At 36.3% G+C, this 13,630-nt stretch carries 12 protein-coding genes; 5 read left to right on the top strand and 7 right to left on the bottom strand.

Annotated features, from left to right (window positions below; translation table 11 throughout):
• Positions 1-24: 24 nt before the first annotated feature.
• Both rplS and Q8907_01120 read right to left on the bottom strand, forming a co-directional pair.
• Positions 25-375, bottom strand: coding sequence for a 50S ribosomal protein L19 (gene rplS, locus Q8907_01125; GenBank protein MDP4272860.1), 351 nt, complete (start codon positions 373-375; stop codon positions 25-27).
• A 96-nt stretch (positions 376-471) separates the two neighbouring features.
• Positions 472-2,136, bottom strand: coding sequence for a C69 family dipeptidase (locus Q8907_01120; protein ID MDP4272859.1), 1,665 nt, complete (start codon positions 2,134-2,136; stop codon positions 472-474).
• A gap of 603 nt (positions 2,137-2,739) precedes the next feature.
• Between Q8907_01120 and Q8907_01115 the strand changes: the two genes are divergently transcribed.
• Complete coding sequence (locus Q8907_01115; GenBank protein ID MDP4272858.1) at positions 2,740-5,013, top strand: glycosyltransferase family 4 protein; 2,274 nt, start codon at positions 2,740-2,742, stop codon at positions 5,011-5,013.
• Here the strand turns inward: Q8907_01115 and Q8907_01110 are convergent.
• Positions 5,000-6,466, bottom strand: a complete 1,467-nt coding sequence (locus Q8907_01110) for a glycoside hydrolase family 130 protein (protein ID MDP4272857.1) — start codon at positions 6,464-6,466, stop codon at positions 5,000-5,002. The genes Q8907_01115 and Q8907_01110 overlap by 14 nt on opposite strands.
• 254 nt (positions 6,467-6,720) lie before the next feature.
• On the opposite strand from Q8907_01110, the gene Q8907_01105 reads away from it, so the two are divergent.
• Positions 6,721-8,748 carry an APC family permease gene (locus Q8907_01105; protein ID MDP4272856.1) on the top strand — a complete coding sequence of 676 codons (2,028 nt, stop codon included), beginning with the start codon at positions 6,721-6,723 and terminating at the stop codon, positions 8,746-8,748.
• Between the two features lie 6 nt (positions 8,749-8,754).
• Here the strand turns inward: Q8907_01105 and Q8907_01100 are convergent, their stop codons facing one another.
• Genes Q8907_01100 through Q8907_01085 form a run of 4 tightly spaced genes read right to left on the bottom strand, consistent with a single transcriptional unit; the run spans position 8,755 to position 10,748 of the window.
• On the bottom strand, positions 8,755-9,024 hold the full coding sequence (locus Q8907_01100) for an acylphosphatase (GenBank protein MDP4272855.1): 270 nt from the start codon (positions 9,022-9,024) through the stop codon (positions 8,755-8,757).
• A gap of 16 nt (positions 9,025-9,040) precedes the next feature.
• Positions 9,041-9,637 (bottom strand): DUF2179 domain-containing protein, encoded by a 597-nt coding sequence (locus tag Q8907_01095; GenBank protein ID MDP4272854.1) that lies wholly within the window; start codon positions 9,635-9,637, stop codon positions 9,041-9,043.
• 12 nt (positions 9,638-9,649) lie between these two features.
• Positions 9,650-10,027, bottom strand: coding sequence for a response regulator (locus Q8907_01090; GenBank protein MDP4272853.1), 378 nt, complete (start codon positions 10,025-10,027; stop codon positions 9,650-9,652).
• Between the two features lie 25 nt (positions 10,028-10,052).
• Positions 10,053-10,748 carry a Crp/Fnr family transcriptional regulator gene (locus tag Q8907_01085; GenBank protein MDP4272852.1) on the bottom strand — a complete coding sequence of 232 codons (696 nt, stop codon included), beginning with the start codon at positions 10,746-10,748 and terminating at the stop codon, positions 10,053-10,055.
• 206 nt (positions 10,749-10,954) lie between these two features.
• Here Q8907_01085 and Q8907_01080 point away from each other — a divergent pair, with 206 nt between their 5' ends.
• The 3 genes from Q8907_01080 to Q8907_01070 all read left to right on the top strand — a co-directional run bounded on the left by Q8907_01080 (position 10,955) and on the right by Q8907_01070 (position 13,614).
• Positions 10,955-11,341: a response regulator gene (locus tag Q8907_01080; GenBank protein MDP4272851.1), complete on the top strand. Its 387-nt coding sequence runs from the start codon at positions 10,955-10,957 to the stop codon at positions 11,339-11,341.
• Between the two features lie 44 nt (positions 11,342-11,385).
• Complete coding sequence (locus Q8907_01075) at positions 11,386-13,218, top strand: hypothetical protein (protein MDP4272850.1); 1,833 nt, start codon at positions 11,386-11,388, stop codon at positions 13,216-13,218.
• 75 nt (positions 13,219-13,293) lie between these two features.
• Positions 13,294-13,614: an STAS domain-containing protein gene (locus Q8907_01070; GenBank protein MDP4272849.1), complete on the top strand. Its 321-nt coding sequence runs from the start codon at positions 13,294-13,296 to the stop codon at positions 13,612-13,614.
• Positions 13,615-13,630 lie beyond the last annotated feature (16 nt).

The following is a 13,630-nucleotide window of genomic DNA, read 5'->3' as shown; positions in this document are numbered from 1 at the left end:
TTTTTTATAATGGTGTATAAGTTATTAGAATTTCTTCTCAACGATTCTGGCCTTTTTGCCTTGTAAAGCACGTAAATAAAAGATACGGGCTCTGCGGACATGACCATGTTTACTTACTTCAATTTTTTCAATAAAAGGAGAAGCAATAGGGAAAATCCTTTCAACACCGATGTTGTTGCTCGAAATTTTACGAACAGTAAAAGTGGCTGTATTACCTCTACCGCTTCTTTGAATTACAACACCTTTAAATAGCTGAATACGTTCTTTGTTTCCTTCTATAATTTTGTAACTGACAGTAACCGTATCTCCGCTTTTAAATTCAGGCATTTCGTACTTTGGAGCAGATTCCTGATCTACAACTTTCATTAAGTCCATTCTGATATAGTTTGAATATTTAACCTCTAATTAACAGGTTGCAATATTACGACAAATTTTTTAATTTGTCGTAATATGTTGAAACTTTTTTATTTTTTATTGAACAGGTGCTTTAATCACCTTTAATTTATCTCCTGTTTGTTCTACAATTTTGCGCAAATACCATTCAGGATAACCTGGCTGGTCGGGAGCGGCAGATTCTGTATATCCATTACGCAGGAAATGTCCGTCTTTTTCTTTTTTGATGTTGCCGTCTATATATTTTACCAACAGGTAATGTTCCAGTTCTTTCCAGCGCTGAACGGTATAATTCCCCTGGTTGACGGAGTAATCTGTTAAAAATTGAACAGCCAGTGCGGTGTCTTTTTTCATCAGCTCCATGGCAGCCAGGTCAATAGCCGGAGTATAAGTGATGTACTTGTTCTCTAGTTCGCTTTGAACTTTTTGCAGATCTTTGATCATGATGTTGTAACGCAGGTAGCAGAAATTTGCCACTGTATTAAAGGTCCAGAAGGCTGATGTTTCCGAGTAATTCAACATGTCGCCATTTCCGGTTGCATAAGTTTCAGGAACTTTTGTCATGCAGCAATACATGGGTGTATAAACGGTAGATGCTGCGTCGTCAACGCCAAACCAGTTGATTCCTCCTACCGGATCGGGCAGCCATGAACGCAATTGAGCGATGAAGGTGAAGCCGGTCTGTTGCGTGGCTGTAGTCCTTTCGTTACAATAAGAAACTGAATCAACTTTCCATTCCAAGGGACGCCAGCGGTATGGCAATCCGTAAGGCCCTGCACCAAGGTCTTTGCTCATATCCAATTCAGTGCCTTCCAGATGGTCGCGCATAAACATCATCATATCGTGTAAGGACACTTTATGATCGGGTTTAATCCATAAGGGCAGCCTGTGCTTCATGTTGCTGCCTTTTACATAATCTAAGTATTTGTACATCGATTTGTTTACATCTTTGAACATGGACCATACCCTGATCTCACAGAAACGCACTCCGTCGAATGTGAGGGGATTATAAGCGTCTGCAAAGCTGAAATCTTTGTCTTTGCCTTTAAAAAAACCCTTTTCCCTGGCAAATGAAATAACGTCCTTGGCATACAGGCAATTTTCTGGGTCATTTAAGGGGAAAGTGGTAATCCTGGATTGATTTGCATGGCCACAAACATATCCGTCGGGAATACGGCGGGCCACCCAAACGGCACCTTTATTTCCTGCACCTTTGCCAACGATTTCAAAAATCCAGGCTTCGTTTTTATCGGCAATGGAAAAGGATTCCCCTTCACTGGCATAGCCATATTTGTCTGTCAGGTCGGTAATTACTTTAATTGCCTCGCGGGCAGTCTTGGACCTTTGAAGGGCAATATATATCAACGAACCATAATCAACCGTAGCAGTGGTGTCAATTGTTTCGGGCCTTCCTCCAAAGGTCGTTTCACCAATGGATACCTGATATTCGTTTACGTTTCCTATAACCGAATAGGTATGCCTGGCCTGGGGAATTTTACCCAGGTATTTCCCCGTATCCCATTCATAGATATCCATCATTGCCCCGGCCGGATAATCGGCAGCCGGGTGATAATATAATGTTCCATATAGAACGTGCGAATCAGCATTGTAACTTATCATGACCGATCCATCTGCTGATGCCCCCTTGGTAATGATGAAATTGGTACAGGCATCACTTTTTTGCCCCGGATATAGCCATAAAGTTCCAGCTAACAGAGCTGTAAAAAATATTTTCCCTCTCATTTTCAGGCTTTTTATATAATTCAAAATTTATAGTGTCAAAAATGAATCAAAAATAAATAAAACCTGTGAATATTTTTAATCCCGGGAATATATTCCTAAAAAAATTAATAAAATATTTATAAATAATGAAACAAATGAATGGAAATATACGTTTCAATAGATATAAGTTCTGAAAAATTAGGGGTGAAAAAAATTAAATACAAAAATTTAAAGGATTTAATGAAAATTTAACGTTAATTTAATATTGAATATTGATTTTTCACTTATCTTTGCAAAGTAGTTTTTAGGTTAATAATAGGTTTTTCATAGGTTTTAGTTAGTTAGGTTTTGGGGAGAGCAGTCCGGAAAGGGTTGCTCTCTCTTTTTTTACCACATATAGAAATGTTCCCCTGGTACATTCTCATATTTTTTTGTATCTTTGAAGAAAGTCAAAAGATATTTGAAATACCAATCTCCCTTTTAATTAAATATCCTGAATTAAGTTTATAGCCCTTTTGTTTTGGGAATAAAATCGCAATTACTATAAAATAGCTATTGTAAGATTTTTATCGTAGAAGATCAAAAGTTAGGTTCTTTGATTCATTTTAAAACTTAAAGTAATATATGAAAATAGCTTATATTAGTACTTACCCCCCGCGCGAATGTGGAATTGCAATTTTCAACAGCAATTTAATAAGGTCTATTATCTCAAATTCAGATAACCATGATATAGAAACTAACGCCAATGTAGTTGCTGTCAGTGATAGAGCTGAAGGTTACGTTTTCCCTCCAGAGGTGAAATTTGTTATTCAACAGGATAGGCAGGTTGATTATATTGATGCTGCGAATAATATAAATTTTAGCAACTCAGAAGTCTGTATCCTCGAGCATGAATTTGGTATTTTTGGTGGGGAGAGTGGAATTTATATTCTTCCTCTTTTGCATAGGCTTAAGGTTCCGTTAATCGCTATTTTTCATACTGTACTCAAAGAACCTGATTTTACCCAACGATCAATTTTCCAGAGTATTGGTACTATGGCTCAGAAAATTGTTATTATGAGCAATCTGGCAAAGGACTTTCTGACTGATATTTATCATATTCCCCAGGAAAAATTAGTGGTAATTGAACATGGAGTACCCGACTTTGAAATCTCTTCTAAAGTTAAGATGAAGAAGAAATTTAATCTGGAAGGTCGTAAAATAATTCTAACATTTGGATTATTAAGCAGGAATAAAGGTATTGAAACGGTTATCCAGGCTTTACCTAAGGTGGTTGCAGAGCATCCTGATGTGTTGTACATGGTTTTAGGACATACCCATCCTAATATTTTACGTACTTCTGGCGAAGAATACAGGAACTACCTCAACTTGCTTGTTAAAAAACTAAAACTGGAAAATCATGTTTATTTTAATAAGGCTTTTGTAGATGAGCAAACCCTATTTGAATATCTTTCGGCTACAGATATTTACATAACTCCTTATATTAATGAGAAGCAGATTACTAGTGGAACCCTGGCCTATGCTGTAGGGGCGGGCATTCCCGTTGTTTCCACTCCTTACTGGCATGCACAGGAATTACTTGCTGAAGAAAGAGGGGTGTTTTTCCCTTTTAAGGATTCAGCTAAGCTGTCCGATTTATTGAACCATTTATTCGGCCATCCCCAAGAACTGAAAAAATTAGGGGATAATGCTTATGAGTATGGTAAGCATCTCAAGTGGAAAATCACCGGATCCCGCTACCTTGAGCTGGCTCGGCAGGTAAGTACAGTTCCTGTTATCCCTATTAATAAATTGGAAAATAATATCGATTTGTCCATTCTAACTGAATTTACTTTCGAGCATATTTCCAGGCTTACTGACAACACCGGCATTATTCAACATGCCAAATATGGTATCCCTAACTTCAAGGAAGGATATTGTCTTGATGATAATTCCCGAGCCTTACTTATGGCTTTGATGGCATATCGACAATACAAAGACAAAGAAGCTCTTGATTTGCTTATCGTGTATTTGAGTTTTATAAATTACATGCAGTTGGATAATGGAGCTTTTCATAATTTTTTAAGTTTTGATAAAAATTATTCCGACAATGAAGGATCTGAAGATTCTTTCGGCCGTACAATCTGGGCTTTAGGCTATACAATTCGTTATGCTCCAAGTGATTCTTATTCTCAATTTGCCCGGGATATTTTCTCAAAAGCCAGTAGCCATTTTGATTCCCTGGTTTCCATTAGAGGAATTGCGGATACCATCATTGGCATTTGTTATTATTTGGGGCATTTCCCTGATAACGAAAGCATGTTGCAGACTTTAATGCTTCTTACTAAAAAGCTTATGCTTCAATATAAACTTTCAAATGTTGATGGATGGCATTGGTTTGAAAACTCATTGACCTATGATAATGGGATATTGCCTCTTGCCTTGTTTTATGCTTCGGAAATTATTAATAATCCCGAAATAAAAAACATCGCCTTGGAAAGTACTTCTTTTTTAGAAAAAATTAGTTTTAAAGACGATTATCTTTCATTAGTAGGAAGTAATGGCTGGTATATCCAAGGGGGTACAAGGGCTGTTTTTGCCCAGCAGTCGGTTGATGCCATGGCCATGGTTTTGTTGAATTATAAAGCATACCAATGTACAAATAACAAAGAATATAGAGATAAAATGTTCAAATCCTACATGTGGTTCCTTGGAGAGAATGAATTACGTATCCCTTTGTATGATTACGAAACAAAAGGTTGTTGCGATGGCTTGGAGTCTTTTGGCGTAAACCGCAACCAGGGTGCGGAAAGCACACTGGCTTATTTTATTTCTCATCTCACGGTTTTGGATGCCCTTGAATCAGAATTTGAAATGACTAAACAATTCAAAAGTGAACAAGTGGTTAATCTCCATTGATCAATTTTTTTAAAAGCTTGTCCAGGGGAACCGTGATGAAGCTTGAAGCAAAATCGGACATGGCATAGGGAATAATAACCTGATTGTTGTGTATCATGGAACCACAGGAATAAACCACATTGGGGACATAACCTTCTCTCTCTGCAATGTTGGCGGCTAGAAGTGGTTCTTTTAGCCTTCCGATTTCCTTGGTCGGATCGATTAAATCGAATAAACTTGCTCCCAGACAATAGCGCCGCATTGGACCTACTCCATGGGTAATTATCAGCCATCCTTTTTCTGTTTCCATGGGTGAGCCGCAATTCCCTACCTGTACATATTCCCAGGGATATCTTGGTTCTTGAATTTTTATTGGATTTTCCCATATGGTAATGGTATCCGAATACATTATATACGTATTGATTCCATCAACGCGGGCAACCATCGCATATTTCCCGTTGATTTTCCGTGGGAAAAGAGCCAGATCTTTATTTTGTGCGCCATCCCCATGAAGAGGCATACTTTCGAAGGTGTAAAAATCGTGCGTATGAAGCAGTTTGGGCCCGATTTTGTACCCGTCGAATGCCGTATAGGTGGCATAATAGGAATTGTGCCCTTCCTCATCCTGAAAGAGAACAAACCGCGCATCTTCAATTCCTTTATTTTCAGATTCGGCTACCGGATATATCACTCGTTCTGATAAATCTGTATCTAATGAAAATTGTACATTGTAATGCAAGTCTGCAAGCCAAACTATCTTACGCAATGTATCCTTTTGTTGAGGATCCAAATTCGTGGTAAAAAGGATTTCGCGCATGGCATTTTTCAAGTCAAGATAGGTGAAATCCTCCTTTAACAATTCGCTTACCCGATTTCCAATTTCTTCAATGTGCTGAATTTTATTGAGTTTTTTCTCAAATAATTCTTTATTATATTGGTGCTGTTTGATCATTACGGCTTCTTCAACCATTGTTCCACTTTCCAGGAAACTGAGGTTATTGTACTTATCAATAATTCCACTTCTAAACACCAATGAAGAGATATGACCTTCGCCAACTGCCCTGAAACTTAGAATCACCCTTTTCTGCCCTTCTTCCAAATCTGATTGGTCTGGATCTTCAATAATGGACGGATTGAATAGTGCAGCCGACTCAACAGAATATTCCATGGTGCAATATGCACCAATCAGCAGTTTTTTGTGCATAGATAAGGTAGCATCATCAATGGAAAGCTCCTCCATTAAATATTTGATTTTTTCATAATGATTCTCAAAAATGCGGGTGATGTTTCGATGTCTTTTTGTAAATTCACGTAAAGTTTGTGATAAAGTTGCTTTTGCGTCTTTCTCAGATAAAGCATAGACTCTTTTTATTAATGTTTTTGTTCGTGTGTCACCATAGTTTAGGAAACGGGCTATTACTCTTTTGCAGTCTGGATAAAACTTTATATCTTTTCTTTCTACAGGTATTTTCATTTTTTCTCAATTTCAATAGTAATTAATGGATAGAATGCGCTCTTTATATTTTCTGTAAAGCCTATAAAATTACTTGAAAATCCCCAAATTAGAATTTTTTAATTAAAATATTTATTCAAAGTGACACACAATTTGAAAATGAATTTGAGATTATAATTTGTTTTTTTAATTAAATGTGTGTAAAATGATAAAAAATTAAAAATTAATACTATTTTTACGGGGTGTTTTGATTAAAAAATATAAAATATTTCAATATGGACTCAAAATCGGGGAGTGGCTTGTCAAAAATGTTGTTTTTCTTCAGTAAGCTTAAAAATATTTTCATTGGACGGGCCAGAAATATTGGCGACAAATCTACTTTTCATAAAATTTCACTGGTTGCCTTCTTTGCCTGGATTGGTTTGGGGGCAGATGGAATATCTTCTTCCTGTTACGGGCCTGAAGAAGCTTTCCACTTTTTGTTAGGCCATCCCGGTTTGGCTATTTTTGTTGCCCTGGGTACAGTTTTTACCATTTTTATCATCAGCTCAAGTTATTCCCAGATTATTAAGCTTTTTCCAAACGGTGGTGGCGGCTACCTGGTTGCCAGTAAGTTGATTTCTTCCCGGGTGGGGATGATATCGGGTTGCTCTCTTCTGATTGATTATTTATTAACCATTACCCTGTCTATTTCCAGTGGAGCTGATGCGATTTTTAGTTTTCTCCCTGTTTCCTGGCATCAATATAAAATTACGGTTGCAATAATTGCCTTAATCCTCCTTATTTTATTAAATTTAAGAGGGGCAAAAGAATCCGTGCTTTCACTTACTCCCATATTTATAATTTTTCTGCTCACCCATGTTTTTCTTATTCTTTATGTTTTTATATCTAAGGCACCCGAATTGCCTGTGTCTGCTCATGCAACAGTGACAGATGTCAACAATTGCCTGACACAATTCGGTTTCCTGGGAACCTTGTTTATCATTCTAAAAGCATACAGTATGGGCGCCGGAACTTATACCGGAATTGAGGCTGTGAGTAATGGTATGCCTATTCTAAGGGAGCCCAGAGTAAAAACTGCCCACAAGACCATGAATTTGATGGCACTTTCATTGTCATTTATGGTTTTTGGCTTGTTGATCAGTTATGCTTTATATAATGTACAAATCAATCCCCATAAAACGATGAATGCTATTTTGCTTGAAGAATCAACTGCAGGATGGCATCACGGATTAAGTTACTTGTACATTTTGATTACCCTGGTTTCTGAAGCAGCTCTTTTATTTGTGGCTGCCCAGACTGGCTTTTTGGATGGCCCCAGAATTATGGCCAATATGGCTATAGATTTATGGTTTCCTAAACGTTTTGCTGCTTTAAGCGACAGGCTGGTCACCCAGAACGGGGTGGTTTTAATGGGACTGGGCGCCATATTGCTGATGGTCTTTACTCGAGGAGCTGTTTCTATATTGATTGTATTGTATAGTATTAATGTGTTCATTACTTTTTCCCTTTCTCAACTTGGAATGGTCAGGCATTGGTGGATAAAACGTGATGCCACTCCGGGCTGGTTTAAGAAACTTTCCATAAACGGAATCGGATTGGTACTGACTTCCTTTATTCTGATATCAGTAGTTGTAGTGAAATTCAGGGAAGGTGGATGGATTACTTTGTTGATTACTGGACTGGCTGTGATGATGGCTTTTCAGATCCGGAAACATTATTACAGGGTAACCCTTAGGTTGCAGAAGCTGCGGTTAAACGCTTATGCCCATTTGGAAGAATCCATAAGTCGCCTCAAAGGGGAAGGCAAAATTCAGGAAGTTAAACCTGTGGAGTTCGATCCCGAAGCCAATACTGCTATCATCATGGTTAGCGGCTTTGGGGGTACAGGTTTGCATACTTTGCTCGAAATCATTGAGTCGTTTAAAGGAATTTATAAAAACTTTGTTTTTATCAGAGTGGGTATCATCAATGCCCGCAATTTCAAAGGCTCGCAGGAAATGGAAATTTTCAAGGCTGGAGTCATTGAAGATGGTAAAAAATATACCAGAATTGCCAATTCTCTGGGTTATTATGCAAAAAGTTTATGGACTATCGGTACGGATCCGGTTTTTGAGGTTGAGAGAATGTTGCCAAAATTATTGCGCGTAATTCCTAAACCTACTTTTTTTGGCGGACAACTGGTGTTTTCAGAAACTTTTCATCTTTCCAGGCTTTTGCACAACCATACTATTTTTACTATTCAAAAAAGGTTGTACAAAAAAGGGGTAACGGTAGTGATTTTGCCTATTCTGATTTCATGATGGAAATTATAGGCGGGCATTAAAGGAGGAATAATTTTTCATTTCTCCTCCTTCAACTTCTACATTTTCGACTTCGGAGAAGGTGGATCCTTTTTTGCACCATTGAATAAACTGGCTTAATGCCTGATTTTCGCCTTCTGCTTCGATGTAAACCGAACCATTGACACAGTTCCGCACGAATCCCTTTATTCCTAAGTATCTGGCTGTATTGCAGGCCGAATGCCTGAAGCCAACCCCCTGAACATTTCCGTATACGTATATATTTACATGCATCATTTCCGACAAATTTATTTCAGTTTTCCCCCATTTGTTTAAGGTGTGATAAAAATGAAGTAGAATAATTTTTTTTCAATGGAAAAATTCCCCGATTGACGAATTTTACATCTTCCACGGCATAAAAGGTTTTGGGATTAAATCTTTCAATGATTTTTAGGGCAGATTGTAAATCATTTCTTTGAACAATGGAATAAATAAGGTGTACCTTTTCCATGCTTCCTTTGGCCTCTATAACCGTGCTCCCAAAACCATGTTCATTAAGCGTTTTCATCAGTGTATCAACATTATCGGGTGTAATAATCCGGATAATCATTATTCCCATGGCAAGTTTCTCTTCGACTATTAGTCCGACATAATTTCCGGTTGCAAAACCTGCAGCATAAGCAATATAACATATAATATTATCAAGATTCTGCATGATTTTGGTGATGGCTAAAAGCCATATAAGAATTTCGAAAAAGCCTAACAAAGGAGCCAGATGCTTTTTGCCCTTGGATACAAAAATTATTCTAAGGGTGTCTAAGGTGACATCACAAATTCTGGCAAGAAATATCAGGGCAGGCAAAACGGCGTAGATGAAAAAATCTCCGTTAAAAAATGTAGATTCGTTCATATTCTTTAGAGTTTATTCGTGACAAAAGAACTCAACTACCGATTTTAATTTGTCTGATGAATAGGGTTTGGTGATTATGTCGTCAAATCCTGTATTTTTTAACTCCTCTGTAAAAATAGCAGGGTCAAATGCGGTGATGGCTATAACAGGTAATTTTTTTTGGGCGTAAGGAAATTTCTCTTTTATGCAACGGGTGGTTTCAAAACCATTCATGACCGGCATTTCCAAATCCATGAAAACCATGTCCACTTCCTCAGTCTCCAGTAACTTTAATGCTTCCTTCCCGTTTTCTGCTTCCCAATATTGACAGCCTAAAGGTTTAAGCAGCTCCTTGATCAAGAATCTGTTAGTATAAATATCATCTACTATTAAGATTTTCCACTTTGTCATTTCCGGTTTGTATAAGGATTCTCTTTTAGCCCAATCTGCTTAGGGTTTTAATGATTTTCATACTTTTAATTTCTACCTCAGAACCCTTCAGCTCAATGATTTTGTCATTCTTAAATTCGGTAAGGGTACGGATAAAACTTTCTTTGGTTGTCCCGGCCAATTCAGCTAATTCCCTTCTTGTAAGCGGCAAGGTAAAAACCGGGCTTTGGTAAATTTTTTCTGAAAAATATAAAAGAACATCTGCTATTCTTCCGGGTAACTGTTTGTATGTCTGGCTCATCAATCTGTCCAATATATACAAGCCTTCTTTACTAATCCATTGGATAAACATCGATGCAAATTTCCCGTTTCCATCCAAAACCGATTTAAAGGCATTGATGTCTATATATGAAATTTTGGAATTTGTTAAAGCTGATGCCGAATATTGAAACAAATCGTTTCCAAAGACAGACATAATCCCTATGTAATCTCCTTCTGAAGCTAAATTAAATAAAATTATTTTATCGTTCTTGCTTTCTTTAAATATTTTGACCATACCCGACTTCACAAACATAATATGGGAGGTCCTGGTGTTTTGTTTAAAAATGATATCTTTTTCTTTATATGAAACAACATTGCTATAATTTAGTAGTAATTCTTTCTGCTCTTTACTTAAAACCTCCTGAAAAGGTATGGTGATAGTATCAATTTCATTTGTATTTTCTTCAAAAAATTTGTTCATTTGAAACTGTAATTGACGTTACCTAAATGATAATAAAGTTATGAAAAATTATCTTTTTGTTGTCCAACAATAAAAAATAGATTGAACAAAAATAGAACTATGATTCATGTTATTCGTAGAAAGGAATCATTGGTTACAAAAATAATTAAATTCATCAGATTTAAAACATCTGAGGTAGATGTAGTTTATAAAGTTTTATAAAGGACATGGGAAAAACCAGGATATTAGTCGTAGATGACTCTACAACCAATGTTGTTTTATTGGAGGCTATATTAAGTGAGCAGGGGTATGAGATTTATAGCGCCATGAGTGCACTTGAAGCTTTCCAGATCTTGAAAAAAAACAAGGTTGATTTGATATTGCTTGATTTACTTATGCCAAAAGTTAGTGGATTTGATTTTTTAAAAGAAGTAAAAAGGAATAACCATTTAAAAGAAATCCCTGTTATTGTTGTCTCAGCATTGAATGATATGGCAAATGTTAAAAAGACTCTTGCTATGGGAGCTATTGACTTTGTTCAAAAACCTATTGATATTCAGCAATTTGTAGAGAAAGTGGATGCTATTTTAAATAAAAAGTCTATAATTGAATAATAGACCATTGTTGAATATTAAGCTGCCAGAATAATTTGTATATAATGGAAAATTCGGAACTGAACAAAGAAAATACGGGTTGTGACCTTGGTTGGGACATCATTAATAAGATCATCCATTTTTTTTCGGATATTGACAAACAGATTCTCTCTCTTTATCAGTGTTCTTCCGAAGATTTTAAAAATCTGGACCTGAGTTTCAGGAAATACTATAAACTCTCGAAAGCTCTTTCCAAGAATTCTGAAAAAATTACCAATATTTTTCTTGAACGCAATGAAAATGTTAATCATGTTTCAGAATTAACATTAATACAGGAACAAGTAAATGGACTTGCCGATTTTTTTGAAAACAAGGCGGATATCCTTAATGATTCTCTTGAAAATATTTTAAAGGCAATTAACCTTTTAAGCATTCCTATTAACAACATGGTACAGGATCTTCTGAGTTTTGATTTGCTGCTGGCTAGTAAAGATTTAAAAAATCCGGAAGTTGTTGGGGATGAGATCCAAAAGAAAAAAATAAATGACTTTATTGCTGAAATCAGGAAACAGAAAGAAGCTTGCCTGTTGTTCAATGAATCCATCCTCTCCCTGCGCGAAACCATAAACAGGGAAATGTTAACCATTAAGGAACAGGAAGAAAAAATTATGGCTTTTTTTGATGTTTCCCTAAATAAAATAATCGAATGCCGTTCTTCATTTATTGAGAAAAAGGAAGAAACAAAACTTTTAGTGCCACAGGTCAATGCAATTTCTGTCGACGAATCCGAAAGTATTGACAGTATTATTACCCAGTTGCAGTATCAGGATATCATCAAGCAAAAAATTGATCATATAGATTTTGCACATAAGGAATTGATGGGTAAATTGAACTTGTATCTTTCCGCTAACGCCTCATCCTGTTCAGAAACTGACCTGCTGGAATTCTTTTCACAAATCAGCGAGGTCTCCGGCTTGCAGGCTGCCCAGCTTGTTTTTGCAAACAAGGAATATCAGAAAGCCATTTCTATTATTAACAAAAAGTTTGTAGATGTAAGCGAAAATATGATTTATCTCGACCAGTTATGTCATAAACTTTCATCCCAATCTTTATCCTCCGAAAGGAAAAGTTTATTGAACAGTGTTAATGCCTTGGAAAGGAATACGATTTCTTTCCAAGGGATGAAAAATTTATCCTTGGAATTCGGCAACAAAGTAGCTGAGCTGGTCGACTGCCTTAATCAGGTTTTGAGCAATACTCCCCAATTGGAAGTTATTGAAACTCAGGCCAACGATTTGGTCAGCCTTTTTGAAAACTCTGCCGGGGGAAAAGCTTTTAAAAATTTCGAACATTTTTTCAATCTTAGAAGTGATTATATCATTGCTAAAGAGGATTTTTTGGCAATAATCAGGAAATTCAGGAAAATTCAAAAAGAAGTCTTTCCTGTCTTTAAAGGAGAATTTAAGGATTATCAGGAATTTGAGAATCAATTGACGCTGACTAATAAGCAGTTGTGTAGTCACATCTCTGCCTTAAAAATTAATGTCCTGCAAATAGATAAAATGATCGAAGAGAATAATCTGTTGAGTAAAAATATGACTCAGGAAATCAAGTACTCTATCGAACAGGTTAAATATTATAAATTATTTAAGGTAGTTGCAGAAGATATCATTAAGAAACTTACTGAGGTCAAACAATTGTTTATGGAAAATGATATCAAAGTCAATGAACAATCTGAAGATCTGAAATATTTGACGGAAAGATATACGATGAATAGTGAGCACATTGTTCATCAGGTGGTTACTGAAAATATCAATAAAAAAACTGAGATTAGGGATACTTTAGTGGTTAATAATGAGGTCCATGAAACTAATGAAGGTGAAGTTGAATTTTTTTAAATTTCTCTGTTGATTAAAACTCACTTAGGTTTCTAACTTTGAGGGTATAAATTTCGTATTTATAAAAAAATGGTCATGAAAGAAGTGTCAATAAAGCTTAAGTCAACTTCCAGGAAAAACAAACCGGTTTCTGTTGTATCGCTGGAAGGGGATTTGACGATTTCAAGCGTTGCCGATGCCAGAAATAAAATCGTATCTATGCTGGAAGGCAATCAGGATGTGGAAGTAAAAGTACATTCAGTCGAAAATATTGATTTGACTTTTCTCCAGCTTTTATATTCCATTAAGAAAACTATTAAAGCGGGGGGAAAGGATGTTAATATTAGTTTGGACCTGAGCAACGATTTGAAAAAACTGGTGGATCGTTCTGGATTAACAAGTATAATAGTCAATTAAATAAATCAATAAAGGC

The organism is Bacteroidota bacterium, from assembly GCA_030706565.1.
Lineage (GTDB): Bacteria > Bacteroidota > Bacteroidia > Bacteroidales > JAUZOH01 > JAUZOH01.
Note: the sequence above shows the minus strand (reverse complement) of the source record. Positions and strands in the feature narration are given on the sequence as shown.

What these genes read in the sequence shown, in the direction of transcription:
- rplS (MDP4272860.1), bottom strand. Translation starts at nt 375, where the DNA reads ATGGACTTAATGAAAGTTGTAGATCAGGAATCTGCTCCAAAGTACGAA.
- Q8907_01080 (MDP4272851.1), top strand. Translation starts at nt 10,955, where the DNA reads ATGGGAAAAACCAGGATATTAGTCGTAGATGACTCTACAACCAATGTT.
- Q8907_01110 (MDP4272857.1), bottom strand. Translation starts at nt 6,466, where the DNA reads ATGAAAATACCTGTAGAAAGAAAAGATATAAAGTTTTATCCAGACTGC.
- Q8907_01100 (MDP4272855.1), bottom strand. Translation starts at nt 9,024, where the DNA reads ATGATGCATGTAAATATATACGTATACGGAAATGTTCAGGGGGTTGGC.
- Q8907_01095 (MDP4272854.1), bottom strand. Translation starts at nt 9,637, where the DNA reads ATGAACGAATCTACATTTTTTAACGGAGATTTTTTCATCTACGCCGTT.
- Q8907_01070 (MDP4272849.1), top strand. Translation starts at nt 13,294, where the DNA reads ATGAAAGAAGTGTCAATAAAGCTTAAGTCAACTTCCAGGAAAAACAAA.
- Q8907_01090 (MDP4272853.1), bottom strand. Translation starts at nt 10,027, where the DNA reads ATGACAAAGTGGAAAATCTTAATAGTAGATGATATTTATACTAACAGA.
- Q8907_01075 (MDP4272850.1), top strand. Translation starts at nt 11,386, where the DNA reads ATGGAAAATTCGGAACTGAACAAAGAAAATACGGGTTGTGACCTTGGT.
- Q8907_01105 (MDP4272856.1), top strand. Translation starts at nt 6,721, where the DNA reads ATGGACTCAAAATCGGGGAGTGGCTTGTCAAAAATGTTGTTTTTCTTC.
- Q8907_01085 (MDP4272852.1), bottom strand. Translation starts at nt 10,748, where the DNA reads ATGAACAAATTTTTTGAAGAAAATACAAATGAAATTGATACTATCACC.
- Q8907_01120 (MDP4272859.1), bottom strand. Translation starts at nt 2,136, where the DNA reads ATGAGAGGGAAAATATTTTTTACAGCTCTGTTAGCTGGAACTTTATGG.
- Q8907_01115 (MDP4272858.1), top strand. Translation starts at nt 2,740, where the DNA reads ATGAAAATAGCTTATATTAGTACTTACCCCCCGCGCGAATGTGGAATT.